Below are 21,395 nucleotides of genomic sequence, written 5' to 3'. Positions count from 1 at the left end.
ACTTGCCAGTCGTCCGAAAATTTCTTTTTGTTCAATATCTTGGGGCCGCTTTGCGGCCCCAAATTCTCACAGGCATAAAAAAACCAGCCCGAAGGCTGGTTTCTCATGGCTGCAAAGAGCAATCAACCCCGCGGCTTGCCGCGACCACGGCCGGCCGGCTTATCACCGTCAGGCTTGCCTGGGCGCTTGCGCATCTCGCTCGGGCGTTCGGCCACGGCGCTGCCACGGCTGCCTTTGCGCGGTGCTTCGTCACGCGACTGACGTGCCGGACGCTCGGCCGCGGCCCCCTCATGGGCCGGGCGCAGGCTGCGCACGCGCTCGTTGCGCCCCAGCGGACGGCTCGACTTGCGCTGCAGGCGCTCCATCTTGTCCTTGGCCTTGAGGTTCAGGGTCGGCAGCGCTACTGGCTGCAGGCCCACTTCAGCGGCGAGGATGTCGATTTCGCCCTGGGTCATTTCACGCCAGCGGCCCATCGGCAGGTCGGAGTTGAGGAACACCGGGCCGAAGCGCACGCGCTTCAGGCGGCTGACCACCATGCCCTGGGATTCCCACAGGCGGCGCACTTCACGGTTACGGCCTTCCATCACCACGCAGTGGTACCAGTGGTTGAAGCCTTCGCCGCCTGGCGCCTTCTGGATGTCGGTGAACTTGGCCGGGCCGTCTTCGAGCATCACACCGGCCTTGAGACGATCGATCATTTCGTCATCGACCTCACCACGCACGCGCACGGCGTACTCGCGGTCCATCTCGTAGGACGGGTGCATCAGGCGGTTGGCCAGTTCGCCGTCGGTTGTGAACAGCAGCAGGCCTGTGGTGTTGATGTCGAGGCGGCCGATATTGATCCAGCGCCCTTCTTTTGGCCGCGGCAAGCGGTCGAACACGGTCGGGCGGCCTTCCGGGTCGTCACGGGTGCAGATCTCGCCGTCGGGCTTGTTGTACATGATTACCCGGCGCGTGGCCTCGGCGGCCTCTTCACGCTTGATCAGCTTGCCATCTACGGTAATGGCGTCGTGCAGGTCGACGCGCAGGCCGAGGGTGGCTTCGACGCCGTTGACCTTGATGCGGCCCTGACTGATCCAGGCTTCGACGTCACGGCGCGAGCCGACGCCAATGCGTGCCAGCACTTTCTGCAGCTTTTCGCCGGCTGGTGGGGTAATTTCGGTATTTTGCAGGTCTTGCTCACTCATCTGGGCACCTCCCGGTGTAGGAATGAAATAAGGGTCTTGGCAGCGAACGCGCCAAAGGGCCGCGCATCATACGCGGTTCGCTGAGGGAACGCACTGCAGGGTAGAGGGTTTTGTCGGCTTTGGCAGTGAATTCTGCCTAATGGTGATGAGTAGGCAGTACCGGCCTCTTCGCGGGTAAACCCGCTCCCACAGGTACCATGCCGCATTCAGCCACTGTGATTTCCCTGTGGGAGCGGGTTTACCCGCGAAGAGGCCGGCGCAGGCAGCAGAAGAGTCAGGGCTGCGACTTGCCCTCTTCCTCCCCCGAGGCCTCAGGCTCTTCCTCGCGCAGGTCGTCGAAGTCGGTCTTCAGCCCCTCCTCCATGGCATCGAGCTCCACCAGTAAACTGCGGAAACTGGTCTCTTCCTTGGGCTCAACCTGCACCTCTTCGTCACCCAGGCTGGCATCGGCCAGGGCCTGTATGTGCGCCGGCACCGGGGCATCATCCGGATCAAGCACCGGTTGAGGTTCCATCTCGCGCAGGTCGGCCAGCGCTGGCAGCTCGTCCAGGCTCTTGAGATTGAAGTGATCGAGAAATGCCTTGGTGGTGGCGAACATCGCCGGGCGCCCGGGTACCTCGCGGTAGCCGACCACGCGAATCCACTCGCGCTCCATCAGCGTCTTGATGATGTTGCTGTTGACCGCAACACCCCGCACATCCTCGATCTCGCCACGGGTGATCGGCTGGCGGTAGGCGATCAGCGCCATGGTTTCGAGCAACGCACGGGAATATCGCTGCGGGCGTTCTTCCCACAGCCTTCCGACCCAGGGCGCGAAGTCTTCACGAATCTGCAGGCGGTAACCGGTGGCCACCTCCTTGAGCTCGAACGCCCGCCCGGCGCAGGACTTGGCGAGCACTTCCAGGGCCTTCTTGAACACCTTCGGCTCGGGGCGCTCGGCCTCCTCGAACAGCTCGTAGAGGCGTTCGAGGGACTGCGGCTTGCCCGAAGCGAGCAGGAAGGCTTCGATCAGCGACGCCAGGTCGCGGGGTTCATTCAGGTTCATCAGGTTCTTCGACAGACTCGGGACGCAGCCGCACATGGATCGGCGCAAAGGGCGCATTCTGCACCAGTTCGACCAGCGATTCCTTCACCAGCTCGAGGATCGCCATGAAGGTCACCACCACGCCAAGCTTACCCTCGTCTGAGGAGAACAGCTCGGCAAACGGCACGAAAGCGCCACCTTTGAGGCGCTCCAGTACATCACTCATGCGCTCGCGGGTGGACAGCGTCTCGCGAGTGATCTGGTGGCTCTCGAACAGATCGTTGCGGCGCATGACTTCGGCCATGGACACCAGCAGCTCTTCCAGGCTGACCTGCGGCAGCAGCTTGCGCACCTTGGCCTGGGGGGCCTCCAGACGCGGCACGATGACCTCACGGCCCACCCGCGGCAACTCGTCGATGCCTTCGGCGGCAGCCTTGAAGCGCTCGTACTCCTGCAGGCGGCGGATCAGCTCGGCGCGCGGGTCGCCCTCCTCTTCCTCGACCTCGGCCGAGCGCGGCAACAGCATGCGCGACTTGATTTCGGCGAGCATCGCGGCCATGACCAGGTACTCGGCGGCCAGCTCCAGGCGCACGCTCTTCATCAGCTCGACATAGCCCATGTACTGGCGTGTGATCTCCGCCACGGGAATGTCGAGGATGTTGATGTTCTGCTTGCGGATCAGGTACAGCAGCAGGTCCAGCGGCCCCTCGAAGGCTTCGAGGATGACCTCCAGGGCATCCGGCGGGATGTACAGGTCCACCGGCATTTCGGTGAGTGCTTCGCCGTAGACCAGCGCCAGTTGCAACTGCTGGGGCGAAGCGGCCTGCTCGGCCGGCGCCTCGGCTACTTCCACCTGACTCACACGTTGACCATGAACGGCGTGGGGTCGCCGCAGCCTTCGCGGATCAGCTCAGGTTCGTCGCCGGACAGGTCGATGATGGTCGAGGCCTTGAGGTCGCCAAAGCCGCCGTCGATGACCAGGTCCACATGGTGCTCCAGGCGCTCGCGGATCTCGTAGGGATCGGTCATCGGTTCGGTGTCGCCCGGCAGGATAAGGCTCACGCTCATCAGCGGCTCGCCCAGCTCGGCCAACAGCGCCAGGGTGATGCCGTGGTCAGGCACGCGCAGGCCGATGGTGCGGCGCTTTTCATGCAGCAGCAGGCGCGGCACTTCGCGGGTACCGTTGAGAATGAAAGTGTAGGGCCCGGGCACATGGGCCTTGAGCAGGCGGAAGGTGCCGGTGTCGACCTTGGCGTACAGCCCCAGTTGCGACATGTCGCAGCACATCAGGGTGAAGTTGTGGGTCTTGTCCAGGCCGCGCAGGCGGCGCACGCGCTCGATCGCCGCCTTGTCGCCGATCTGGCAGCCCAGGGCGTAGGCCGAGTCGGTCGGGTAGACCACCACGCCGCCCTTGCGGATGATCTCCACCGCCTGGCGGATCAGGCGCGGTTGTGGGTTCTCCGGATGAATCTGGAAAAATTGGCTCACAAAGTCGTCCTGTTCATAGCGCCATAGGCTGTTCATGGCTGAATCGACGCCACAGAGGTGGCAAGTCCTCGGGCAATGGCCGGTAGGCACCGATCTCGCCCCAGGTGCCGGGGCCGTGGAAATCGCTGCCAGCGCTTGCCAGCAGGCCGAACTCACGGGTGAGGATGGACATCGTGCCCACCTGCTCGGCCGGCATCATCCCGTTGACCACTTCAAGCGCCTGCCCGCCTGCCTGAATATAGTCGGCAATCAGGCGCCTGCGCTTGCTGCGGGTCAGATCGTAATGCATGGGATGCGCAAGGCTCACCCAGGCGTTGGACTGGCGCAGGGTGGCGACAGTTTCATCGAGCGTCGGCCAGTGCTGCTTGACATCGCCCAGCTTGCCGGCCCCGAGCCACTTGCGGAAGGCCTCGGCGCGGTCCTTGACATGGCCGGCGCGCACCAGGAATTCGGCAAAGTGAGGCCGCGCCGGGGCGTTGCCGCTGTCGCCCAGCTCCTGCTGCACGGCCCGTGCGCCGTCGAGGGCGCCTGGCATGCCCTTGGCTGCCAACCGTTTGTCGATTTCCTCGGCGCGCAACCAGCGGCCGCGGTGCAAGGCCTCGATGGCCTGGAGCAGGGGCGGCGCTTCGAGCGGGAAGTTGTAGCCCAGCACGTGAATGGTCGCGCCACCCCAGGTGCACGACAGCTCAACGCCGCTGACCCAGTGCATGCCACGGGCGTGGCAGGCCTGGCGCGCCTCGGCCAGCCCTTCGAGGGTATCGTGGTCGGTCAGTGCCAGCGTTTGCACCCCGTGCTCATGGGCCCGGGCGACCAGGTCCGTAGGCGACAGGGCGCCGTCGGAGGCCGTGCTGTGACAGTGCAGATCAACATTCATGGAGGAGCGCTTTCGCTGGAATCGATGTTTGTTATTATGCCGTCACATCCCGATCCTGGCTGCCATTGTGAAACAATTCATCGATTTCATCCCGCTGCTGCTGTTCTTCATCGTCTACAAGCTCGACCCGCGCCCGGTGGAAGTCGCCGGTCACAACTTCGAATTCGGCGGCATCTACAGCGCCACGGCGATGCTGATCATCAGCTCGCTGGTGGTTTACGGTGCACTGTTCCTGCGCCAGCGCAAACTGGAAAAGGGCCAGTGGCTGACCTTGATCGCCTGCCTGGTGTTCGGTGGCCTGACCCTGACCTTTCACAGCGAAACCTTCCTCAAGTGGAAGGCGCCGGTGGTCAACTGGCTGTTTGCCCTGGGCTTCGCCGGTAGTCACTTCATCGGCGACCGGGTGCTGATCAAGCGCATCATGGGCCACGCCTTGACCCTGCCCGATGCCATCTGGTCGCGCCTGAACGTGGCCTGGGTCGCCTTCTTCGTGTTCTGCGGCGCCGCCAACCTGTTCGTTGCCTTTACCTTCCAGAACTTCTGGGTCGACTTCAAGGTGTTCGGCAGCCTGGGCATGACAGTGCTCTTCCTGGTGGCGCAGGGTGTGTACCTGTCGCGTCACCTGCACGACGACCCCTCCACCTCCAAACCCAAGGATTGACATGCTCTACGCCATCATCGCCAGCGACGTCGCGAACTCCCTGGAAAAACGCCTGGCCGCACGCCCGGCGCACATCGAGCGCCTGCAGCAGCTCAAGGCCGAAGGCCGCGTGGTACTGGCCGGCCCGCACCCGGCCATCGACAGCAACGACCCGGGTGAAGCCGGCTTCAGCGGCAGCCTGATCGTCGCCGAGTTCGACTCCCTGGCCGCCGCCCAGGCCTGGGCCGATGCCGACCCGTACATCGCCGCGGGCGTGTACGACAAGGTCATCGTCAAGCCGTTCAAGCAAGTCCTGCCTTGAGCTGCCACCGCGTCGCCGATCAAGCCGGCGACGCGGTCTCCCCCGCTCGAATTGCACGCTCGCCCTCAGTCTGCGGTATCTTTGCCACTGGCGGACACAGAAGACGCCGTCAATGGTTGAATTGAGTGAGTCATGAGCGAGCTGTTACTGATTGATGATGACCAGGAACTCTGCGAGCTGCTCGGCAGCTGGCTGACCCAGGAAGGGTTTGCGGTACGCGCCTGCCACGATGGCTTGAGCGCGCGCCAGGCCTTGGCCGAGCATGCCCCGGCGGCCGTGGTGCTGGATGTGATGCTGCCCGACGGCAGCGGCCTGGAGCTGCTCAAGCAACTGCGCAGCGAACATGCCGAACTGCCGGTGCTGATGCTGTCGGCCCGTGGCGAACCGCTGGACCGCATCCTCGGCCTGGAACTGGGCGCCGACGATTACCTGGCCAAGCCCTGCGACCCCCGAGAGCTCACCGCGCGCCTGCGCGCCGTGCTGCGCCGCAGCCACCCCACCGCCACCACCACCCAGCTGGAAATCGGTGACCTGGCGTTCAGCCCGGTGCGCGGCGTGGTCAGCATCGATGGCCGCGACATGAGCCTGACCCTGTCCGAAAGCCGCATCCTCGAAGCGCTGCTGCGCCAACCGGGCGAGCCGCTGGACAAGCAGGAACTGGCGCAGATCGCACTGGGGCGCAAGCTGACCCTGTATGACCGCAGCCTGGACATGCATGTCAGTAACCTGCGCAAGAAGATCGGCCCGCATGCCGATGGGCGGGCGCGGATCGTCGCGCTGCGTAGCCGCGGTTACTATTACTGCCTGTAAGCCTGCATGGGGCCGCCCGCGCCCCATCTTTACCCTGCCTTTACCGTGAGCTGACTGCGCTTGACCTTGATCTCCCTAGACTGAGCTCATCCGGTAACCACCGGCCCATGACAGGAGAGACACCATGCGCAAGACCCTTATCGCCCTGATGTTCGCCGCCGCCCTGCCGACCGTGGCCATGGCCATGCCTGACGGCGGCCCGCGTCACGACGGCCCGCATCATCGCGGTGATGCGCCTTTCGCCCAACTGGACCTGAGCCGCGACCAGCGCCAGCAGATCGGCAAGTTGATGGGCGAGCAGATGCACAACCGCCGCGAAATCACCGAGCGCTACCTGAACAAGCTGCCAGCCGCCGAGCAGAAGGCCATGAAAGACGAACTCAAGGCCAGCCATGACAAGACCGACAGCCAAGTCCGCGCGCTGCTCAAGCCTGACCAGCAGAAGAAGTTCGATGAACTGCAGAAGGAACGCGAAGCACGCAAGGCTGAATGGAAGGAATTCCAGGCCTGGAAAGCTGAAAAGGCTGGCAAGGCCCAGTAAGCTGTCAACCCGATGCCCGGCCCGCCCTCAAGCGGGCCGGGCTTTTCCCGTTTTCAGGAGGTGCTCTTGCGTTCTCTGTTCTGGCGCATCCTGGCCAGTTTCTGGCTGGCTATAACCCTGGTCGCGGGCCTGTCGATCCTGCTCGGCCACGTGCTTAACCAGGACGCCTGGATCCTCAGCCGTCACCCGGGCCTCAAGACCATGGCCAGCGATTGGGCCAAGCACTATGAGCAGGAAGGCCTGGAATCTGCCCAGGCCTTTTTGGAACGACGCAAGGAGCGCTACAAGATCGATGTGCAGGTGCTCGACGACAGCGGCGATGCCGTGGTGCCGGGTACCTTCCCGCGCCGCGCTGCGGCGTTCGAGGCGCGCCAGCACAATGACGAGCGCCACCTGCCGTGGCGGCGCCTGACCGAGGAATACACCAGCCCCGAAACCGGCAACACCTACCTGCTGATCTACCGCATCCCGCACCCGGAGCTGGACGCCTGGCACCGCGAGAGCCTGCTCTGGCCGTTGAGTGCGCTGGGCATCGCCTTGGTGGTGCTGACCTTGTTCAGCCTGCTGGTGACCCTGTCGATCACCCGCCCCCTGAACCGCCTGCGCGGCGCCGTGCACGACCTTGGCCAGGCCAGCTACCAACAGAACAGCCTGGCCCGCCTGGCCGCCCGGCGTGACGAGTTCGGCGTGCTGGCCAAAGACTTCAACAAGATGGGCGCGCGCCTGCAGAGCCTGATCGGCAGCCAGCGCCAACTGCTGCGTGACGTGTCCCACGAGCTGCGCTCGCCACTGGCGCGCCTGCGCATCGCCCTGGCCCTGGCCGAGCGCGCCGAAACCGAACAGCGCCAGGCCTTGTGGCCACGCCTGACCCGTGAATGCGACCGCCTGGAAGACCTGATCAGCGAAATCCTGACGCTGGCCCGGGTCGATGCCGAGCAGGCCCACGCCGAGCCTGTCGACCTCAACGCCTTGCTCGGCAGCGTGCGCAAGGACGCTCAGCTCAGCGCACCGGAGCAGGAGGTGAAACTGGAGGCGCAGCCGGGGCTGACGCTGCAAGGCTGGCCGACGCTGATCGAGCGTGCCGTGGACAACCTGGTGCGCAATGCCCTGCGCTTCAACCCGGAGGGCCAACCGATCGAGATCAGTGCGCAGCGCGAGCAGGACAAGATCGTGCTGAGCGTGCGCGACCATGGGCCAGGGGCGGCGCCGGAGCATCTGGCGCAGTTGGGTGAGCCGTTCTTCCGGGCGCCGGGGCAAGAGGCGGCGGGGCATGGGCTGGGGCTGGCCATTGCGCGCAAGGCGGCCGAGCGGCACGGCGGGAGTCTAGTGCTGGAGAATCACCCGCAGGGTGGGTTCGTGGCCCGGTTGGAGTTGCCTGAGAACATTGCTGCCAACTGACAGAATGCCGGGCTGCTTTGCAGCCCTTTCGCGACACAAGGCCGCTCCTACAGGGGATCGCGTTACCTGCAGGAGCGGCCTTGTGTCGCGAAAGGGCCGCAAAGCGGCCCCCTACGTTATTCGCCCCAGCCGCTGACGTAATCGGCGGTTTCCAGAATCGGCGCCGTGCGCGGCTCGGCCATCGGCGTGCCGACATACAGGTAACCGATCAGCTCCTCGTTCTCCGCCAGCCCCAAGCCCTTGTGCACATGCGCATCGAAGGCCATGTCGCCGGTACGCCACACCGCACCGATCCCCTGGGCATGCGCCGCAATCAGGATGCCATGGGCCGCGCAACCGGCCGCCAGGCGCTGCTCGGACTTGGGCACCTTGAAGTGATCCTGCAGCTTGGCGATCACCACGATCAGCAACGGCGCACGCAGCGGCATCGCGCGCGCCTTGTCCAGCGCAGCCTGGCTGGCGTCGCCCTTGTGCTGCAACGCTTCGGCAAACAGTTCACCGAGCTTGTCGCGGCCCTGGCCCTCGATGGTCAGAAAGCGCCACGGCCGCAGCTGGCCGTGGTCCGGTGCGCGCAAGGCGGCCTGGAACAGCGCCTCACGCTGGGCCTCGTTGGGCGCAGGGTCGGTCAGGCGTGGCACGGAAACACGGTTGAGCAATGCGTCGAGAGCCTCCATCGGCTACCCTCCTGGCAGGTAAATGTGCGGCCATTCTAGCGTTTACATCACCAGACCCATAGGTAGAATGGCGCCCTTCCGTTTCGAGTCAGAGCAGATCACATGGCGTTGCCGACCTTAAGGATCATTGGTTTCATCATCGGCATCTTCCTGATCACCCTGGCAGTCAGCATGGTCGTGCCCATGGCGACCCTGGTGGTGTTCGAACGCACCGGCGACATGCCGTCGTTCCTCTGGTCGAGCCTGATCACCTTCATCGCCGGCCTGGCCATGGTGCTGCAGGGGCGCCCCGAGCACGTCCACCTGCGCCCGCGCGACATGTACCTGCTCACCGTCAGCAGCTGGGTGGTGGTGTGCGTCTTCGCCGCACTGCCCTTTCTGCTGACCCAGCACATCAGCTACACCGACGCCTTCTTCGAGAGCATGTCCGGCATCACCGCCACCGGCGCGACGGTGCTCAGCGGGCTGGACAGCATGTCGCCGGGCATCCTGATGTGGCGCTCGATGCTGCACTGGCTCGGTGGCATCGGCTTCATCGCCATGGCGGTGGCGATCCTGCCGCTGCTGCGCATCGGTGGCATGCGCCTGTTCCAGACCGAATCGTCGGACCGTTCGGAAAAGGTCATGCCGCGCTCGCACATGGTCGCCAAATCGATCGTCGGCGTTTACGTCGGCTTCTCCATCTTTGGCGCACTGGCCTTCTGGTGGGCCGGCATGAGCCCGTTCGATGCCATCAACCACGCCATGTCTGCGATCTCCACTGGCGGTTTCTCCACCTCTGACCAGTCCCTGGCCAAGTGGGACATCCCCGCCGTGCACTGGGTCGCGGTGGTGGTAATGATCCTCGGCAGCCTGCCCTTCACGCTGTATGTGGCAACCCTGCGCGGCAACCGCAAGGCGCTGATACGCGACCAGCAGGTGCAGGGTTTGCTGGGCATGCTGGTGGTGACCTGGCTCGTGCTCGGCACCTGGTACTGGCACACCACCAACCTGCACTGGCTCGATGCCCTGCGCCACGTGGCACTGAACGTGACCTCGGTGGTCACCACCACTGGCTTCGCGCTGGGCGACTACAGCCTGTGGGGCAACTTCTCGCTGATGCTGTTCTTCTACCTGGGCTTCGTCGGTGGCTGCTCTGGCTCGACGGCCGGTGGCATCAAGATCTTCCGTTTCCAGGTCGCCTACATCCTGCTCAAGGCGAGCCTCAACCAGCTGATCCACCCGCGCGCGGTGATCAAGCAGAAATACAATGGCCATCGCCTGGACGAAGAGATCGTGCGCTCGATCCTGACCTTTTCGTTCTTCTTCGCCATCACCATCTGCGTAATGGCGCTGCTGCTGTCATTGCTGGGCGTGGACTGGATGACCGCGCTGACCGGTGCCGCCGGAACGGTGTCGGGCGTTGGCCCGGGCCTGGGCGAAGTGGTCGGTCCTTCGGGCAACTACTCGACGCTGCCGGATGCCGCCAAGTGGATTCTCGCTACCGGTATGCTGCTGGGCCGCCTGGAGATCATCACCGTGCTGGTGTTGTGCATGCCGGCGTTCTGGCGTCATTGACCTCGGCAGGCTCCGCACCCAGCCGGGCGCGGTATTCGCTGGGGGTCTCATCGAACCAGCGGCGGAATGCCCGGTAGAAGTTGCTCGGGTCGGCAAAGCCCAGCAGGTAGGCGGTTTCCAGCAGGGTCATGCCTGGCTGGGCCAGATACTGTTCGGCGAGTTCACGACGGGTATCGTCGAGCAACGCCTGGAAACTGGTGCCCTCTTCCTGCAAACGGCGCTGCAGGGTGCGCTGGGACAGGTGCAGGGCCTGGGCCAGGGTTTCACGCTTGGGTTCGCCCTGGGGCAGGATACGGCACAGCACCTGGCGCACCCTATGGGTCACGCGGCTTTCGGAAAAACGCGCCAGGTATTCGCCAGCAAAGCGGTCATGCAAGATGGCCATGGCTTCGTTGGCAGTGGGCAACGGCGCTTCCATGTCGGCCCGTTCGAATACCAGGGCATCGTGCGGAGCGCCGAATACCAGCGGGGAATGAAAGGCCACCTTGTACGGCTCGATATCCTTCGGCTGCGGCCCTTGCACCAGCACCCGCCGCGGCTGCACCGGCCGGCCACTGAGCCATTTGCACAAGGCCAGCGCGCAGGCCAGGGACGCTTCGGCGCTGTGGCGGGTGGGGGGCAGGTGATCACCATGCACGGTCAGAATCAGCGAATAGCCTTCAGGGCCAAGGGTGAAACTCAGGTCGGAGCTTTCGGCAATGATGCGTTGGTAACGCACCAGCCGCCCGAAGCCTTCGGCCAGTGTGCGGCTGGACATCAGTGCGTAACCCACCACATGGAACGAAGCCGGGCGCACCACCCGCGCCATGTTCAGGCCAATCGCCTCGTTGCCCGAAAGTTCGACCGCGAGCTGCCAGAGGCGGGTCATGGCGTCCTGCGGAAAACGTGCATCCGGATCGTCGAGTGCGGCGAAATCCAACCCCAGCTGCTTGAACATCGCCGGGCAATCGAGCCCTTCGAGCTCCAGCGCCTTCACAATCCCTGATGCCCAGCTGGCTGACGTGGTTCTCTCGCTCATGGCAGGCTTCTTGTGCTGACCGCTTCATGCGGTGACCTCAAGGATACTCATTTGGCGCCTATTGTCACTGGCCGGCCCCGCCAATGACTCTAGACTCGATTCAGGCTCCACGCCGTGTATCCTGTCCAGAAGTGATAATCCCGGAGCACTGCCCATGACCCGCACAGCGCAGTTTCGCAGTTTTGCCGAGTTCTATCCCTATTACCTGGGCGAGCACAGCAACCCCACCTGCCGGCGCCTGCACTTCGTCGGCACCAGCCTGGTGATTGCCTTGCTGGCCTACACCCTTGGCAGTGGCAAGTGGTTGTTGCTGCTGGCGGTACCGATCTGCGGCTACGGCTTCGCCTGGGTGGGGCATTTCTTTTTCGAGAAGAACCGGCCGGCGACCTTCAGTCACCCCTGGTACAGCCTGGTTGGCGACTTCGCCATGTTCCGCGACATCCTGCTCGGCAGGATCAGCCTCTAGCCTGGGGGCGCAGCCGGCTCATGCCGGCTCGCGCACCGCAGCAGCTTCCGCGGCCAGCCGCGCCTGGGCATCGGCCAGCCGATACAACGCGATGCTGCCATCCCAATGCTCGATCAGCGCCGTGCACGATTCCACCCAATCGCCGCAGTTGAGGTACTCCACCTCCCCCACCTGGCGGATCTCGGCATGGTGGATATGCCCGCACACCACCCCGTGAAAACCGCGACGGGTGCATTCATGGGCAATCGCATCCTCGAAGTCGCTGATGAAGTTCACCGCCCCCTTGACCTTGTGCTTCAGGTACGCCGACAGCGACCAGTAGCCATACCCATAGCGGGCACGCCAATGGTTGAGCCAGCGGTTGAGCACCAGGGTGAACTCGTAGGCACGGTCGCCAAGAAAAGCCAGCCAGCGGTGATAGCGGGTGATCACGTCGAACTGGTCGCCATGCACCACCAGCAGGCGACGGCCATCGGCGGTCAGGTGCTCGGCCTCGTCCACCAGCTGGATGTTGCCCAGCATCAGCTTCGAGTAACGGCGCAGGAATTCGTCATGGTTGCCGGTGACGTAGATCACCTCGGTGCCGCGCTTGCTCATGGTCAGCAAGCGGCGGATCACATTGGTATGGGCTTGCGGCCAATAGATGCCGCTGCGCAGCTTCCAGCCATCGATGATATCGCCTACCAGGTAGATACGGTCGGCCTGGTAACCCTTGAGGAACTGCGACAGGTGTTCGGCCTGGCAGTCTCGCGTGCCCAGGTGCACATCGGATATCCACAGCGTGCGCACGCGCTGCTTGCGTGACGGGCGAGAAAGTTCGACATGGGTCATGGCAGGCTCCGGCGCTGTTTGCTGGAGACTGGCAGGCACAGATGACAGGTTGGTGGCAGGGATGTGACGAGTGATGGTCTGCCAGGAATGCGGCACAATGGCTGGCAGCCCCACGAGGAAACCCCATGGCCGGCCCGATACTTTCCATGCGTCATTACCGCGATGAGCTGATCGCCCACAGTCACGAACACCCGCAGCTGGTGTTCGGCCTGCACGGTCGCCTGGACTTCGAGGTGCAGGGCCACAGCGCCAAGGTCGCCCGCCAGGGGCTGGTGGTGGTGCCCGCTGGCGCCCATCACACGTGCGGCAGTGACGTCGGCAGCGATTGCCTGGTGCTGGATGTACCGGACGAACGCTGGCTGCACGAGCAGTTGGGGGCGCATGCCGATGCCAGCCGGCGCCTGCTCGACCAGCCTGGCGCACGAGGGCTGAACGAGCGCCAGCAGCAACTGGTGGACTGGCTGGCGGCGAGCCCCATGGACGACCCGCTGATCGCCCGGCAAGGCGCGGTACTGTTGTTGGCCAGCCTCAATCCCAGCGCTTCGGCCATCGTCACGCCCAGCCATCGCCTGCCCTACGCCGCATTCGATGTGCATATCGAACAGCACGCAGCGTACCCCTTGCAGGTGGCCGACCTGGCGCGCATCGCCGGCTTGTCCAGTACCCGGCTGCATGCCCGGTTCAGCGCCGAATGTGGCATGACGCCAATGGACTACATTCGCCAGCGACGTCTGCTCAAGGCCAGGCGGCTGGTCACGCAGACCTTGCTACCGATGGGGGAGATTGCGGCGCAGGTGGGGTACAGCTCGCAGAGTGCATTTTCGGCGGCGATGCTGCGGGCGTTTGGTTGCTCGCCGCTGGCGCTGCGGCGAGCGCCTGGCGACAACTGACAGCAGGATGGCGACAGAACATGTTGGCCTGTAGCTTTACACTTTGCGGCACCGGCCCTTTCGCGGGTAAACCCGCTCCCACAGGGATCTTGCAGAATCTGAAACCAGTGCAGTACTTGTGGGAGCGGGTTTACCCGCGAAGAGGCCAGCAAAGCCAGTAAAGAATCAAAGGACTTGCAATGAACCACCGCACTGCCCTCGGCGCCCTGCACATCGGCGCGCTGTTCTTCGGCCTGACCGGGGTGTTCGGCAAACTGGCCACCAGTGCCAGCCCGACGATCATCGTCTTCGGCCGCGCCGCCTTTGCCGTGCTGGCCCTGGCATTGTTCGCCAGCCTCACCGGCCCCGGCTGGCGGCGCCTGAGTGGCCATGACATGCGCCGCCTGCTGCTCGGCGGCGTGCTGCTGGCAGGGCACTGGGTCAGCTTCTTCATCGCCGTGAAGGTTGGCGGCGTGGCCATCGCCACCCTGGGTTTCGCCAGCTTCCCGGCGTTCACCGTGATCCTCGAAGGCCTGCTGTTCCGCGAGCGCATCCGCCGCAACGAAGGTGCGCTGGTGGTGCTGGTCAGCATCGGCCTGATACTGGTCACCCCACAGTTCGACCTGGCCAGCCAGGCCACCGGTGGCCTGCTCTGGGCCTTGCTCTCCGGTTTGTTGTTCTCGCTGCTGTCACTGACCAACCGCGCCGGCTCCGGCCGTTTGCCGGCCGTGCAGGCAGCGCTGTGGCAAAACCTGGTGGTCGGCCTGTGCCTGCTGCCTTTCGCCGGCCCAGGCTTGAGCCACGTGGAACGCATGGACTGGTTGTGGATCGCCCTGCTCGGAATCTTCTGCACCGGCGTCGCCCACAGCCTGTTCGTGGCCAGCCTGGGGGTGATCAAGGCGCGCACCGCCGCCGTGGTCTTTGCCATGGAACCGGTCTACGGCATCGCCGTGGCCTGGGCGGTGTTCGCCGAAACGCCAACCCTGCGCATGCTGCTGGGCGGCATGCTGATCATTTTCGCCATCGTGCTGTCGAGCCGCATGGCCGCCGAGCAGCCGCCGCGGCACAAGGTCGCGGCCGAGGGCGCCTGATCAGCGATCGTTGTGGCCCAGGTCGCGCTGCGGGTCGATCTGGTCGCGCACGCGCTGCTTCAGCACCTTGGCCTCGGGGAAGCCACCGTCGGCCTTGCGCTCCCAGATCTGCACGCCATTGCAGGTGATGCGGAAGATGCCGCCGGTGCCGGGCTCCAGCGCTACCCGGCCAAGGTCGTCGCTGAAGGTGCTGAGCAGTTCCTGGGCCAGCCAGGCGGCGCGCAGCAGCCATTGGCATTGCGTGCAATAAGTGATGACGATTTCCGGCTTGTTGTCGGCCATGCTGAAGCATCTCCAGGTGAGGGGCCGCTTATACTAGCGGTCTTTAGCCTTCGGTTTGAGACTCACGATGCGCCGCCTGCTGCTCTGCTTTTTGCTGACGCTCACCACCCTCACCGTATTCGCCGCCGAGCCAGCCCGCCCCAAGGTCGGCCTGGTGCTGTCTGGCGGCGCGGCCCGTGGCCTGGCTCATATTGGCGTGCTCAAGGCACTGGAGGAACAGGGCGTGCGCATCGACGCCATCGCCGGTACCAGTATGGGCGCGGTGGTGGGCGGGCTGTATGCCTCCGGCTACAGCGTCGAAGAACTGGAGAAACTCGCCACCACGCTGGACTGGCAACAGGCGCTCTCCGATGCGCCACCCCGCAAGGACGTGCCGTTCCGGCGCAAGCAGGATGACCGCGACTTCCTGGTCAAGCAGAAGCTGAGTTTTCGCGACGACGGCAGCCTCGGCCTGCCGCTGGGGGTGATCCAGGGCCAGAACCTGGCGCTGCTGCTGGAAAGCAAGCTGGCCCACACTGCCGACACCCGCGACTTCGACAAGCTGCCAATCCCCTTCCGCGCCGTGGCCACCGACATCGCCAGCGGCGAAAAGGTGGTGTTCCGCCGCGGCCACCTGCCGCAGGTGATTCGCGCCAGCATGTCGATCCCGGCGGTATTTGCCCCGGTCGAACTCGACGGTCGCCTGCTGGTGGATGGCGGCATGGTCGACAACATCCCGCTCGACGTGGCCCGGGACATGGGCGTCGACCTGGCCATCGTGGTCGACATCGGCACCCCGCTGCGCGACCGCAAGCAACTGGCCACGGTGGTAGACGTGCTCAACCAGTCGATCACCCTCATGACCCGGCGCAACTCCGAGGAGCAGCTGGCCAGCCTGCACCGCGACGACATCCTCATACAGCCGCAGCTGGCGGCCTTTGGCGTCACCGATTTCGGCCGTGCCCACGACATGATCGACGCCGGCTACCGCGCGACTCGCCTGCTCGACACGCGCCTGGCCGCGTTGCGCCAACCGGAGCATGACGCCAGCCTGGCCGTGGCCCGCTCACCAGGCCAGCGCACACCGGTGATCACCGCGATCAGGATAGAGAACGACTCGAAAGTCAGCGATGACGTGATCCGTTACTACATCCGCCAACCCATCGGCGAGCCCCTGGCGCTCGACCGCCTGCAGACCGACATGGGCACCCTGTATGGCCTGGACTACTTCGACCGGGTGCAGTACCGCGTGGTGCACAAGGGCGATGACAACACCCTGGTGATCAATGCCCGTGGCAAGCGCGGCGGCACCGACTACCTGCGCCTGGGCCTGAACCTGTCCGACGACCTGCGCGGTGACAGTGCCTTCAACCTCGGTGCCAGCTACCGCATGAACGGCATCAACCGCTTGGGCGCGGAGTGGCTGACACGCGCCCAGATCGGCGACCAGCAGGAGCTTTACAGTGAGTTCTACCAGCCGCTGGACGTAGGCTCGCGCTACTTCGTCGCGCCTTACCTGGACCTTGGCTCGCAGAACATCGAAGCGACCCTGGACAACGACCCGATCGCCGAGTACCGCCTCGAGCGCTACGGTTTCGGCCTCAATGTGGGCCGCCAGATCGGCACCTCCGGCGAGGTGCGCCTGGGTGTCGGCAAGGCCTGGGGCGAGGCCGAAGTGCGTATCGGCGATCAGGACCTGCCCAGCGTCAGCTTCAACGAAGGCTTCTACGAGCTGAAGTATTCGTTCGACACCCTCGACAATGTGTACTTCCCGCACCGTGGCGAGGACATCGGCCTGACCTTCCGCAAGTACGACAAGTCGCTGGATTCGGACGAGAACTACCGGCAGTGGCTGCTGAACCTGGACAAGGCATTCAGTGTAGGCCCGAACACTTTCGTGCTGGGTGGGCGCTATGGACGCACACTGGACCCAACGGAGGTGGTGACGTCGAGCTTCGTGCTGGGTGGTGCGAGGGAGCTGTCGGGCTTCCGCCAGGACTCGGTGTCAGGGCAGAACGTCAGCCTGCTGCGGATGGTGTACTACCGGCGCCTGACCCCGCGGGCCTATCTGCCGCTGGACTTCCCGCTGTACATCGGTGGGTCGCTTGAGCGTGGGCGGGCGTGGAACAATGACAATGAGTTCGACAGCGGCTACATCAATGCGGCGAGCATCTTCTTGGGGCTGGAGACGCCGCTCGGGCCGTTGAACCTGAGTTATGGGGCCAACACGGCGAATGAGCAGGCGGTGTACCTGAACCTGGGGCACACCTTCTAGATGGCCGGGGCCGCTTTGCGGCCCTTTCGCGACACGAGGCCGCTCCTACAGAAACATGCGATCCCCTGTAGGAGCGGCCTCGTGTCGCGAAAGGGCTGCGAAGCAGCCCCAGAAAACTCAGGATTTTTCGAGGTTGGCGAGGATCTTGGCATGCACCCGCATGCACACTTCCAGATCAGCCTCATCGACGCCGGTGAAGAGCTCCAGGCGCAGGGCATTGGCAATGGTCTCGATCTGCTCGATCAGCGGTTTGGCCGGTGGGCACAGCAGGATCTTCTTCGCCCGCCGGTCCTCCAGCACCGCCTGGCGACGCACCAGCCCCTGGCTTTCCAGGCTGTCGAGCAGCCGCGCCAGGGTCGGGCCTTCGACGCCCACGCTCTGCGCCAGCTCACGCTGGGTGGGCGCTTGTTCGAAGCGAGCGAGGTGCAACAACACCAGCCAGCGGGCCTGGGACAGGTTGAGCCCGGCCAGGCGGCGGTCCAGCTCGGCACGCCAGCCGCGGGACATCTGCGCCAGCTGCATGCCGAAGCGGTGTTGGTTGTCGGTCAGGGGCATAAGCAACTCATAGACTAGAACTAATTATTAGTCAGCTAACCATGCTCCGGAGCATCAGGCAAGGCTGCCCGCCGCCGAAACTTCTGATAATCGTCAAAAAGGATGACAAACATCAGCAGTTGACGGAAATGCCGCCCTTTAAAGCTCGAACTCCGCTGCCAGTGCCGCACGCACGCAGTACAGCACGCCTTCCGGCACCCGAGCGCCGAACAACGGGGCAATCGCCGATACCGGCGGCAGCTCGCCTTCGCCGTCGAGGAAGGCGTCCTGCACCTCCATCATCAGGTCTTCCGGCAAGTCCAGGGCCTGCTCCAGGCTCAGCTCCTGGCGGCCAAGGGCCTCGGCCAGCAGGCTGTAGACGTTCTTCTCGCTGCAGTTGAGCTGCCCGGCGATCTGCGCCGGGGTCATGCCGGCGCGCGCCAGGCTGACCAGTTCGTGGCGCAGGTCGAGCACCACCTTCGGCGCCTCTTCGGTGCCACCAGCGCCGTTGAGCACTTCGAGGAAGGCCTGGCCATAGCGCTCCAGCTTGCGCGCACCGACGCCGCTGACCTGTGCCATGTCGCTGAGGCTGGTCGGCTGGCTGCGGAGCATTTCCAGCAGGGTGGAATCGGGGAAGATGACGTAGGGTGGCACGCTGTGCTCTTCGGCCAGCTTGCGCCGCAGGGTGCGCAGCGCCTCCCACAGTTCGCGCTCCTCGGTGCGCACCAGCTGGCTGGCCGGGCTGCCGCCGCTGGTCGACGTCTTGGCCACGGTCTGTGGCTTGAGGTCGCGACGCAGCTGCAGGTTAACCTCGCCGCGCAGCAGCGGCCGGCAGCTGTCGGACAGGCGCAAGCCACCGTAGCCTTCCAGGTCGATGTCGACCAGGCCGCGTGCCACCAGCTGACGGAACAACGAACGCCATTCGGCTTCGGCCAGGCCCTTGCCGACCCCGAACACCGAAAGCTTCTCATGGCCGAAATTGCGTACTTTCTCGGTGTCCTTGCCCAGCAGCACATCGACCAGATGGCCGACGCCGTAGCGCTGGCCGGTGCGGAACACGGCCGACAACGCCTGGCGGGCCGGCTCGGTGGCGTCCCAGGTCTGGATCTGGTCGACGCAGTTGTCGCAGTGGCCACAGGGTTGTTCGAGGGTTTCGTCGAAATAGGCCAGCAGTGCCTGGCGGCGGCAGCGGGTTTCTTCGCACAGGGCCAGCATGGCGTCGAGCTTGTGCTGTTCGATGCGCTTGTGGCGCTCGTCACCCTCGGAGTTCTGCAGCATCTGCTTGAGCATCACCATGTCCTGCAGGCCGTAGGCCATCCAGGCATCCGATGGCAGACCGTCGCGGCCGGCGCGGCCGGTTTCCTGGTAATAGGCCTCGAGCGACTTGGGCAAGTCGAGGTGGGCAACGAAGCGTACGTTGGGCTTGTCGATACCCATGCCGAAGGCAATGGTGGCGACCATGATCAGCCCTTCCTCGTTGAGGAAGCGATGCTGGTTGGCGGCGCGCGTCTCGGCGGCAAGGCCGGCGTGGTAGGGCAACGCCGGGAAACCCTGCTCGCAGAGGAACGCTGCGGTTTCATCGACCTTCTTGCGCGACAGGCAGTAGACGATGCCGGCGTTGCCTCGCCGCTCACCGAGGAAGGCCATCAACTGCTTGCGTGGCGCCTCCTTGGGCACGATGCGGTAGAAGATGTTCGGCCGGTCGAAGCTCGACAGGAAGCGCTCGGCGCCCTGCAGGTGCAGGCGCTGGACGATCTCCTCGCGGGTCCGCATGTCGGCGGTGGCGGTCAGGGCGATGCGCGGCACATGGGGGAACAGTTCGGCCAGTTGCCCGAGCTGCAGGTACTCCGGGCGGAAGTCATGGCCCCATTGCGAGACGCAGTGGGCTTCATCGATGGCGAACAGCGAAATGTCGAGGCCGCGCAGGAAGTCGAGCATGCGCGGCTGCACCAGGCGCTCCGGCGCCAGGTAGAGCATCTTCACTTCGCCGCGGCGCAGGCGCCCGGCCAGGTCCCGCTGCTGCTCCGGGCTCAGGGTGGAGTTGAGCGCCGCGGCGGCGACACCGAGTTCGTCGAGGGTGGCGACCTGGTCGTCCATCAGCGCGATCAGCGGCGACACCACCACCGTCAGGCCCGGGCGCAACAAGCCAGGCACCTGGAAGCACAGGGACTTGCCGCCGCCGGTGGGCATCAGCACCAAGGCATCGCCGCCATTGGCCACGCATTCGATGATCGCTGCCTGGCGCCCACGGAAACTGTCGTAACCGAAGATATCCTTGAGAACGCGCTGAGCCTGTTCGAGCATGTGCAACTCCACAAATCGCCGTACCATCCTGGACACAGGCTGGACGATAAACCCGCTCCGCACACGCCAAAAGCGTAAGCGGCTTTTGCCAGATGGCCGGGGAAAACCCGGCCCTGGATGAAAAACGGCGGAGTATACCGTAGTGACGGCCCGCACAGGATGCCCGGTGACAGACGTTCCCTTTGCCCCGCTGCCGCCGCATGGTGCTAGAATTCACTATCGTTTATTCCCCAAGGTAGCCCTGTAATGTCCTTCGCCGAGCAACTGACCCGCCTGCAAGCCTTCCTCGACGCCGATGAGCTGCACGAAGAAGCGCTGGACTACGTCGCCGCACACGGCTACCTGACCGCGCTGTCGATCTGCTCCGAGGACGTCCCCGAGCGTGAATGGATCGACGCGCTGTTTGCCGAAGAGCCCCATTACGCCAGCGATGCCCAGCGCACCGAGATCGAAGCGACGCTGGTGGCCCTCAAAGCCCACATCGCCCGCCAGCTGGCCAGCGACGAGGAATTCGACCTGCCCTGCGACCTGGACCTGACCGACGAGCCGGACGATTCCGACCTGCGTGGCTGGTGCATCGGCTTCATGGAGGGCGTGTTCCTGCGCGAAGAGGCCTGGTTCGAGGACGCCGAGGAAGAAGTCAGCGAGATGCTGCTGCCGATCATGGTCGGTTCCGGCCTGTTCGACGAACAGCCTGAGTTCGCCGACATCGCCAGCAATGCCAACCTGCAGGACGACATGATCGTGCAAATCCCGGAAGCGCTGAGCGCGCTGTTCCTGCTGCTGCACGCTCCAGACGAAAAGCCGGCGCTGCTCAAGCCACGTCACCATTGAGTCGGCCGTGCGCTACCTGCTGCTGGCCATCGGCTGGCTCAGTGTTGCGCTGGGGGTGCTGGGGATCTTCCTGCCGGTGTTGCCCACCACACCGTTCCTGCTGCTGGCGGCGGCCTGCTTCGCCCGCAGCTCGCCGCGCTTTCACGATTGGCTGGTCAACCACCCCAAGCTGGGACCGTGGATCCGTGACTACCTGAGCGGCGAAGGCATACCGCTCAAGGGCAAGGTCTACGCCATCGGCCTGATGTGGGCGAGCATCGGCCTGTCCTGTTACCTGGTGCCGCTGTTCTGGGCCAGGGCGTTCATGCTCACCAGTGCGGTGCTGGTGAGCCTGTATATCCTCAAGCAAAAGACCTTGCGCCGGCCGGGCTGAGCCCTGCTACCGCCTGTGCCCGCG

General features: G+C 64.7%; 23 protein-coding genes. 12 read left to right on the top strand and 11 right to left on the bottom strand.

The features are described 5' to 3' along the window. Positions 1–122: 122 nt before the first annotated feature. The 5 genes from rluB to ACTORR_RS21890 all read right to left on the bottom strand — a co-directional run bounded on the left by rluB (position 123) and on the right by ACTORR_RS21890 (position 4,573). Positions 123–1,187, bottom strand: coding sequence for a 23S rRNA pseudouridine(2605) synthase RluB (gene rluB / locus ACTORR_RS21910; protein ID WP_054887064.1), 1,065 nt, complete (start codon positions 1,185–1,187; stop codon positions 123–125). Positions 1,188–1,461: 274 nt separating this feature from the next. Continuing rightward, complete coding sequence (scpB, locus tag ACTORR_RS21905) at positions 1,462–2,232, bottom strand: SMC-Scp complex subunit ScpB (RefSeq protein ID WP_313365801.1); 771 nt, start codon at positions 2,230–2,232, stop codon at positions 1,462–1,464. Then, complete coding sequence (locus tag ACTORR_RS21900) at positions 2,219–2,944, bottom strand: segregation and condensation protein A (RefSeq protein ID WP_441344130.1); 726 nt, start codon at positions 2,942–2,944, stop codon at positions 2,219–2,221. Before ACTORR_RS21900 ends, scpB begins: the two co-directional genes overlap by 14 nt. A gap of 125 nt (positions 2,945–3,069) precedes the next feature. Then, positions 3,070–3,699: an L-threonylcarbamoyladenylate synthase gene (locus tag ACTORR_RS21895; protein WP_054886972.1), complete on the bottom strand. Its 630-nt coding sequence runs from the start codon at positions 3,697–3,699 to the stop codon at positions 3,070–3,072. Between the two features lie 13 nt (positions 3,700–3,712). Continuing rightward, a complete protein-coding gene (locus ACTORR_RS21890) occupies positions 3,713–4,573 on the bottom strand; it encodes a PHP domain-containing protein (protein WP_054886953.1) in 861 nt (286 codons plus the stop codon). 67 nt (positions 4,574–4,640) lie between these two features. Here ACTORR_RS21890 and ACTORR_RS21885 point away from each other — a divergent pair, with 67 nt between their 5' ends. The 5 genes from ACTORR_RS21885 to ACTORR_RS21865 all read left to right on the top strand — a co-directional run bounded on the left by ACTORR_RS21885 (position 4,641) and on the right by ACTORR_RS21865 (position 8,284). Further along, entirely contained in the window at positions 4,641–5,234 is a 594-nt protein-coding gene (locus ACTORR_RS21885; protein ID WP_054886954.1) for a septation protein A, read from the top strand. Position 5,235: 1 nt separating this feature from the next. After that, on the top strand, positions 5,236–5,535 hold the full coding sequence (locus ACTORR_RS21880; protein WP_008091826.1) for a YciI family protein: 300 nt from the start codon (positions 5,236–5,238) through the stop codon (positions 5,533–5,535). Between the two features lie 132 nt (positions 5,536–5,667). Next, positions 5,668–6,345 (top strand): response regulator transcription factor, encoded by a 678-nt coding sequence (locus ACTORR_RS21875; RefSeq protein ID WP_054886955.1) that lies wholly within the window; start codon positions 5,668–5,670, stop codon positions 6,343–6,345. A 124-nt stretch (positions 6,346–6,469) separates the two neighbouring features. After that, positions 6,470–6,886, top strand: coding sequence for a Spy/CpxP family protein refolding chaperone (locus tag ACTORR_RS21870; RefSeq protein ID WP_054886956.1), 417 nt, complete (start codon positions 6,470–6,472; stop codon positions 6,884–6,886). A 60-nt stretch (positions 6,887–6,946) separates the two neighbouring features. Beyond that, positions 6,947–8,284, top strand: a complete 1,338-nt coding sequence (locus tag ACTORR_RS21865; protein WP_054886957.1) for a sensor histidine kinase — start codon at positions 6,947–6,949, stop codon at positions 8,282–8,284. A 116-nt stretch (positions 8,285–8,400) separates the two neighbouring features. On the opposite strand, the gene ACTORR_RS21860 is transcribed toward ACTORR_RS21865, so the two are convergent. Then, positions 8,401–8,958 carry a nitroreductase family protein gene (locus ACTORR_RS21860; protein WP_054886958.1) on the bottom strand — a complete coding sequence of 186 codons (558 nt, stop codon included), beginning with the start codon at positions 8,956–8,958 and terminating at the stop codon, positions 8,401–8,403. A gap of 102 nt (positions 8,959–9,060) precedes the next feature. Here ACTORR_RS21860 and ACTORR_RS21855 point away from each other — a divergent pair, with 102 nt between their 5' ends. Further along, positions 9,061–10,515 (top strand): TrkH family potassium uptake protein, encoded by a 1,455-nt coding sequence (locus tag ACTORR_RS21855; protein WP_054886959.1) that lies wholly within the window; start codon positions 9,061–9,063, stop codon positions 10,513–10,515. Here ACTORR_RS21855 and ACTORR_RS21850 read toward each other — a convergent pair. Continuing rightward, the gene (locus tag ACTORR_RS21850) at positions 10,472–11,533 is read right to left on the bottom strand and encodes an AraC family transcriptional regulator (RefSeq protein ID WP_099815419.1); all 1,062 of its coding nucleotides are present in this window, start codon (positions 11,531–11,533) and stop codon (positions 10,472–10,474) included. The genes ACTORR_RS21855 and ACTORR_RS21850 overlap by 44 nt on opposite strands. 154 nt (positions 11,534–11,687) lie before the next feature. Here ACTORR_RS21850 and ACTORR_RS21845 point away from each other — a divergent pair, with 154 nt between their 5' ends. Beyond that, positions 11,688–11,999 carry a DUF962 domain-containing protein gene (locus ACTORR_RS21845; protein ID WP_054886961.1) on the top strand — a complete coding sequence of 104 codons (312 nt, stop codon included), beginning with the start codon at positions 11,688–11,690 and terminating at the stop codon, positions 11,997–11,999. Positions 12,000–12,017: 18 nt separating this feature from the next. Here ACTORR_RS21845 and ACTORR_RS21840 read toward each other — a convergent pair whose 3' ends face one another. After that, complete coding sequence (locus ACTORR_RS21840; RefSeq protein ID WP_054886962.1) at positions 12,018–12,830, bottom strand: UDP-2,3-diacylglucosamine diphosphatase; 813 nt, start codon at positions 12,828–12,830, stop codon at positions 12,018–12,020. A gap of 125 nt (positions 12,831–12,955) precedes the next feature. Between ACTORR_RS21840 and ACTORR_RS21835 the strand changes: the two genes are divergently transcribed. Next, a complete protein-coding gene (locus tag ACTORR_RS21835; protein WP_054886963.1) occupies positions 12,956–13,720 on the top strand; it encodes a helix-turn-helix transcriptional regulator in 765 nt (254 codons plus the stop codon). A gap of 179 nt (positions 13,721–13,899) precedes the next feature. After that, on the top strand, positions 13,900–14,790 hold the full coding sequence (locus ACTORR_RS21830) for a DMT family transporter (protein WP_054886964.1): 891 nt from the start codon (positions 13,900–13,902) through the stop codon (positions 14,788–14,790). Here the strand turns inward: ACTORR_RS21830 and ACTORR_RS21825 are convergent, their stop codons facing one another. Beyond that, positions 14,791–15,072, bottom strand: a complete 282-nt coding sequence (locus ACTORR_RS21825; RefSeq protein WP_054886965.1) for a SelT/SelW/SelH family protein — start codon at positions 15,070–15,072, stop codon at positions 14,791–14,793. Between the two features lie 67 nt (positions 15,073–15,139). Between ACTORR_RS21825 and ACTORR_RS21820 the strand changes: the two genes are divergently transcribed. Further along, a complete protein-coding gene (locus ACTORR_RS21820; protein WP_313365234.1) occupies positions 15,140–17,326 on the top strand; it encodes a patatin-like phospholipase family protein in 2,187 nt (728 codons plus the stop codon). 117 nt (positions 17,327–17,443) lie between these two features. Here ACTORR_RS21820 and ACTORR_RS21815 read toward each other — a convergent pair whose 3' ends face one another. Beyond that, positions 17,444–17,881, bottom strand: a complete 438-nt coding sequence (locus tag ACTORR_RS21815; RefSeq protein ID WP_054886967.1) for a MarR family transcriptional regulator — start codon at positions 17,879–17,881, stop codon at positions 17,444–17,446. 138 nt (positions 17,882–18,019) lie between these two features. Beyond that, positions 18,020–20,164 carry a DNA helicase RecQ gene (gene recQ, locus ACTORR_RS21810; protein WP_054886968.1) on the bottom strand — a complete coding sequence of 715 codons (2,145 nt, stop codon included), beginning with the start codon at positions 20,162–20,164 and terminating at the stop codon, positions 18,020–18,022. Positions 20,165–20,410: 246 nt separating this feature from the next. On the opposite strand from recQ, the gene ACTORR_RS21805 reads away from it, so the two are divergent. Together ACTORR_RS21805 and ACTORR_RS21800 are read left to right on the top strand one after the other, a co-directional pair. Beyond that, a complete protein-coding gene (locus ACTORR_RS21805) occupies positions 20,411–20,998 on the top strand; it encodes a YecA/YgfB family protein (protein ID WP_099815423.1) in 588 nt (195 codons plus the stop codon). A gap of 7 nt (positions 20,999–21,005) precedes the next feature. Beyond that, complete coding sequence (locus tag ACTORR_RS21800) at positions 21,006–21,371, top strand: YbaN family protein (RefSeq protein ID WP_054886970.1); 366 nt, start codon at positions 21,006–21,008, stop codon at positions 21,369–21,371. Positions 21,372–21,395: the final 24 nt, after the last annotated feature.

Origin of the sequence: Pseudomonas sp. SAR267 (genome assembly GCF_052077595.1) — a bacterium.
GTDB lineage: Bacteria > Pseudomonadota > Gammaproteobacteria > Pseudomonadales > Pseudomonadaceae > Aquipseudomonas > Aquipseudomonas vlassakiae.
The sequence above is the reverse complement of the archived record's forward strand: the minus strand, read 5'-3'. Positions and strand labels throughout refer to the sequence as shown.

Coding starts and splice junctions, on each gene's coding strand:
- rluB (WP_054887064.1), bottom strand. CDS start 1,187: ATGAGTGAGCAAGACCTGCAAAATACCGAAATTACCCCACCAGCCGGC.
- scpB (WP_313365801.1), bottom strand. CDS start 2,232: ATGAACCTGAATGAACCCCGCGACCTGGCGTCGCTGATCGAAGCCTTC.
- ACTORR_RS21890 (WP_054886953.1), bottom strand. CDS start 4,573: ATGAATGTTGATCTGCACTGTCACAGCACGGCCTCCGACGGCGCCCTG.
- ACTORR_RS21880 (WP_008091826.1), top strand. CDS start 5,236: ATGCTCTACGCCATCATCGCCAGCGACGTCGCGAACTCCCTGGAAAAA.
- ACTORR_RS21875 (WP_054886955.1), top strand. CDS start 5,668: ATGAGCGAGCTGTTACTGATTGATGATGACCAGGAACTCTGCGAGCTG.
- ACTORR_RS21870 (WP_054886956.1), top strand. CDS start 6,470: ATGCGCAAGACCCTTATCGCCCTGATGTTCGCCGCCGCCCTGCCGACC.
- ACTORR_RS21860 (WP_054886958.1), bottom strand. CDS start 8,958: ATGGAGGCTCTCGACGCATTGCTCAACCGTGTTTCCGTGCCACGCCTG.
- ACTORR_RS21855 (WP_054886959.1), top strand. CDS start 9,061: ATGGCGTTGCCGACCTTAAGGATCATTGGTTTCATCATCGGCATCTTC.
- ACTORR_RS21850 (WP_099815419.1), bottom strand. CDS start 11,533: ATGAGCGAGAGAACCACGTCAGCCAGCTGGGCATCAGGGATTGTGAAG.
- ACTORR_RS21845 (WP_054886961.1), top strand. CDS start 11,688: ATGACCCGCACAGCGCAGTTTCGCAGTTTTGCCGAGTTCTATCCCTAT.
- ACTORR_RS21840 (WP_054886962.1), bottom strand. CDS start 12,830: ATGACCCATGTCGAACTTTCTCGCCCGTCACGCAAGCAGCGCGTGCGC.
- ACTORR_RS21835 (WP_054886963.1), top strand. CDS start 12,956: ATGGCCGGCCCGATACTTTCCATGCGTCATTACCGCGATGAGCTGATC.
- ACTORR_RS21830 (WP_054886964.1), top strand. CDS start 13,900: ATGAACCACCGCACTGCCCTCGGCGCCCTGCACATCGGCGCGCTGTTC.
- ACTORR_RS21825 (WP_054886965.1), bottom strand. CDS start 15,072: ATGGCCGACAACAAGCCGGAAATCGTCATCACTTATTGCACGCAATGC.
- ACTORR_RS21820 (WP_313365234.1), top strand. CDS start 15,140: ATGCGCCGCCTGCTGCTCTGCTTTTTGCTGACGCTCACCACCCTCACC.
- ACTORR_RS21815 (WP_054886967.1), bottom strand. CDS start 17,881: ATGCCCCTGACCGACAACCAACACCGCTTCGGCATGCAGCTGGCGCAG.
- recQ (WP_054886968.1), bottom strand. CDS start 20,164: ATGCTCGAACAGGCTCAGCGCGTTCTCAAGGATATCTTCGGTTACGAC.
- ACTORR_RS21805 (WP_099815423.1), top strand. CDS start 20,411: ATGTCCTTCGCCGAGCAACTGACCCGCCTGCAAGCCTTCCTCGACGCC.